Raw genomic sequence first — 3,540 nt, forward strand, 5'->3', positions numbered from 1 at the left:
AACCTTGGCGCCAGCCCTGCCATAATGGCCACTGCACCTGCCGTGATCATAGGTGGCATAGCACTTTCAAATACGGTTACCTGAACCAGCGTGCTTTCAAAACCAAAGCCGAACAATAAAGCAATTGTTAATGCCGGCATTAAGACTAATTTAGTTAATAAGCCAATGGTTAACGGTGTTTTACTGCCCTTGGGCAAGCGAAACTTAAGCTGAAAACCAACGGCGATCATAATAACAGGCACTAAAGTTACGGCTAATGAGTCAATCAGCCGCTGAAAAACTTCAGGGTAAGTGAAAGACTTAGTTAACAACGCAATAACCAGCGCAATAAATGGCGGGAAGGTCAAAATTTGCCGGGAAACACTGCCAACTGTGGGCTTTTCGTCCTGCTCACGATACAAGGCAATAATAATTGTCGAATAAATTGCTAAACCGAAAAAAGAGCCGAACTGATCGTACAATAACCCGTAAACAATAGCGTCACTGCCGTAAAAGGCTTCTATCATAGGGAAGCCAAAAAAGGACGTATTACCCAGCGGCACACAAATGAGTAATGCACCGACTACCTCTCTTGGCCACTTAAAAGCGCGACCCAGCAGCCATATAAAAACCGCACTGGCTATCAGTAGAACCCAGGGAATAACAACCGGGATCAGTAGCTCAGAGGAAAACTCCAGGGCCGGAACTTTGCTGAAAATAACACCGGGGAGTGCGGCATAAATAACGTAAAGGTTAAGAACTTGCGCGGTGTTATCCGGACACTTGCCGGTACGCTTAAGGATAAAACCAATAAGTAGGTAGAGCCCCAAGACTGCGAGGTTGATCATAGCGTACAGAAAGGTTGAGAGTGACCGCTATAGTGTAGCCTGACAGCCACTGTCAGGCTACTTTTGTGTTTACTTTAGGAGAAAGCGCTTACCAGGAAAAGTCGTGGCGAATGCCGACAGCAATAAAGTCCTGCTCTACGCCGGGGGTTGCACCACAACCACGGGTTGAGTAAAGCGCGATGTCACATTCACGACCGGTGTACCAGGCGTAAACGCGGGTATCACCGCTAAAGAAGTAATCGGCTCCCACTGACAAAGAAGCGTCGTTATCATTGCCGTCATCAATAGCTTGATACTGCGCTTTAAACACCCAGTTTTGATACGGGTGTGCAGCACTTACCAGGTAGCCGTCGGAGTCGTTCGCACCGTTAATGGTTTCAAACTGCTGCAGAGCCACACCAACGCGTGTTTTACCAAACTTTGTTGCGCCGGTTAACTGAGTAATGTCATAACCATTAACGTCACGGTCAAACGCTAACGCTGCATAATAATTGGTTTTCTTCAGCTTGCTGTCACCGTAAAGCAGGCCAAATGAAAAACCGTCGTCTTCATTGTCATTCTCTGATGCAACGTAGGTCACACCCAGTTTAAAGTTATTAAACGAAGGTGAGTAATAGGTCAGCGTGTTATCCGGGCGGTTTTCGCCACGGAACAAACTTTTAAGGTCAGCTTCATAATCCTTAAACTCATCCACTGAACCTTGAGAATCTTTCAGAAAAGTATCGTACCGGCCAATCATGACCTCACCGAAATTACCGCGTAAGCCAACAACCTGGTTGCGGTTGGTAACAGCGTCTTTATCGTCGTCTGAGTCCGCAAGGTCGACACCAAATTCAATTTGGTAAAAAACCTCTAAGTCAGATTCCAGCTCAGCGGCGCCTTTAAAGCCAAAGCGCGACGAGTTACTGACAACTTCAGTATCCGCCCCATTACCATAGTCATTGCTTTGCAAAGACACATTCGCGCGACCGTAAACCGTTAAGCTGTCGTCGTCATTAGCAAAAGTGGAAAAACTGGCTGCAGTAGCAGCAATTAATAGCGGAACCGAGTACCTTTTCATAGTCATCCTCACGAGGTCTAAACTGGAACTGTCTAAATTTTACGCACATTATAGTGCCCGCAAAATTTATTGCAGTTATTTTTCTGTCGTGAGTCAATTCTATGTCCTTTTTATGACATAAATATGACAGATGAAGGTTTTATTTAAGATTTATTTCAGTTTTGCTAATTGCTGCTGTTGCTTAAGCTGACTTTTGGCGTATTTGAGCCACTGCTGTGCCGACTGTTCAGTTGTCTGATAACCTAAAGCCTGTTCAAAATGCGACGTTGCCTGTTCGTAGCGCTTTAAATTCAGAGACGCCATACCTTTTATCAAGTAAAGGTTGCCTTCGTTGTCCAGGTTCCCTTTACTGAGAGCGCTTTCCGCACTTTCCAGAGCTTTCTCGTTATTGTTCAGAGTTAAGTGTAACTGGGCAACCTGCAGCGCAAAGTTCCCGTGCTCAACCTTACCGGAAAGCTCGTTGTAGGCTTCAATTGCGAGTTCATATTCTTTCGCCTGAGTATAAGCCTGAGCCATAAATTTCAGGTTATCTACTGACTTTTCGACCTGACCGTCAGACATTGCCTGGTGGATAGTTTCAGCGGCTTTATACGGCAACTCGTTAAAATAGTAAGCCTGCGCCAGTTGCTTCCACTCACTGCCTTTTTCAATAAAGCCTTGCTGCCGCGCTGCTTCTAAAACGGCTAACTGCTTGTCATCCTGCTCTAACTGAGCATAAACACCGGCAAGCTGTAACCAATATTCCGGCTTGCTGTAGTCCGCAACCAAACGCTCCATCACTTTAGCAACCTGTTTGGGCTGTTCTAGTTCGTAATGCAGCGCACGCTTTAAAATCAGCCAGTTCTCATCGGGTGTTTTATTTTTCGAGTCTGCGGCGGCTATGGCTTTATCAATGAGTGGCAAGGCTTCCTGATGTTTATCGGCCTGGTAATAGGCTTGCGCTTTTAACACCCAGGCTTTACTCATCTCGTTCTCTTTCGCTAAACCTTCCCACTGCCCCAAAAAGCCAATTGCGCGTTGGAACTGACCGTCACTTAAAGCCAACTGAGCCAGGCTGTAGAGTGTGCTTTTCTGCAAAGAATCGGGAATAGGCGACTCATTCACTACCTTTTCAAAGTAATTGATGGCTTGTTTGGTATTGCCCTGCTCGTAATACATAAAGCCATAAAAGTTCCACATCATGGCGCGCTCATAGCTGTTCATGCTGTCCGCTTTTTCCGCTACCTCGCCCAGTATCGATAGCCCCTGCTCCAGGTTACCATTGTCCGCCTGCTCCTGCGCCCGGGCTAACTGTCCGTAAACTTTTTCGCGCAACGCCGGAACACGCTCTGTCTGTTGAGCCTGCGCCGGATGCACAAATAACAACCAAACACTGCAAACCGCTAACGCCAGAAATTGTAATTTCATAAGTCACCCATTCAGTTCATTTCAAAGGTCATGCGGTTACGAACGCCGGCCACTTCAACGGCTTCGCCATCAATAACCCGGGGTTTGTATTTGAACTTCAGCACAGCATCCATGGCAGCCTGATCAAAAATCCCCTCCGGTTCCGCCTCTACAACAACCGGGTCTCGCACTGACCCCTGCTTTGTCACTGTAAACTCAACCACCACATAGCCCTCGATGCCACGTTGCAAGGCTCTGCGAGGATAA

General features: G+C 46.8%; 4 protein-coding genes. All 4 read right to left on the reverse strand.

Annotated elements, in window-relative coordinates; translation table 11 throughout:
• Positions 1–827, reverse strand: an 827-nt coding sequence (locus B3180_RS07170; RefSeq protein WP_286843770.1) for an AEC family transporter, incomplete at its 3' end; no start/stop codon positions are given.
• An 88-nt stretch (positions 828–915) separates the two neighbouring features.
• Complete coding sequence (locus B3180_RS07175; RefSeq protein ID WP_224798065.1) at positions 916–1,887, reverse strand: porin; 972 nt, start codon at positions 1,885–1,887, stop codon at positions 916–918.
• Positions 1,888–2,037: 150 nt separating this feature from the next.
• On the reverse strand, positions 2,038–3,294 hold the full coding sequence (locus B3180_RS07180; protein WP_278354386.1) for a tetratricopeptide repeat protein: 1,257 nt from the start codon (positions 3,292–3,294) through the stop codon (positions 2,038–2,040).
• A gap of 11 nt (positions 3,295–3,305) precedes the next feature.
• Positions 3,306–3,540 (reverse strand): energy transducer TonB (locus B3180_RS07185; protein ID WP_286843773.1); only part of this gene is annotated, 235 nt, incomplete at its 5' end.

Origin of the sequence: Idiomarina sp. UBA4206, from assembly GCF_002383015.1 — a bacterium.
GTDB lineage: Bacteria > Pseudomonadota > Gammaproteobacteria > Enterobacterales > Alteromonadaceae > Idiomarina > Idiomarina abyssalis.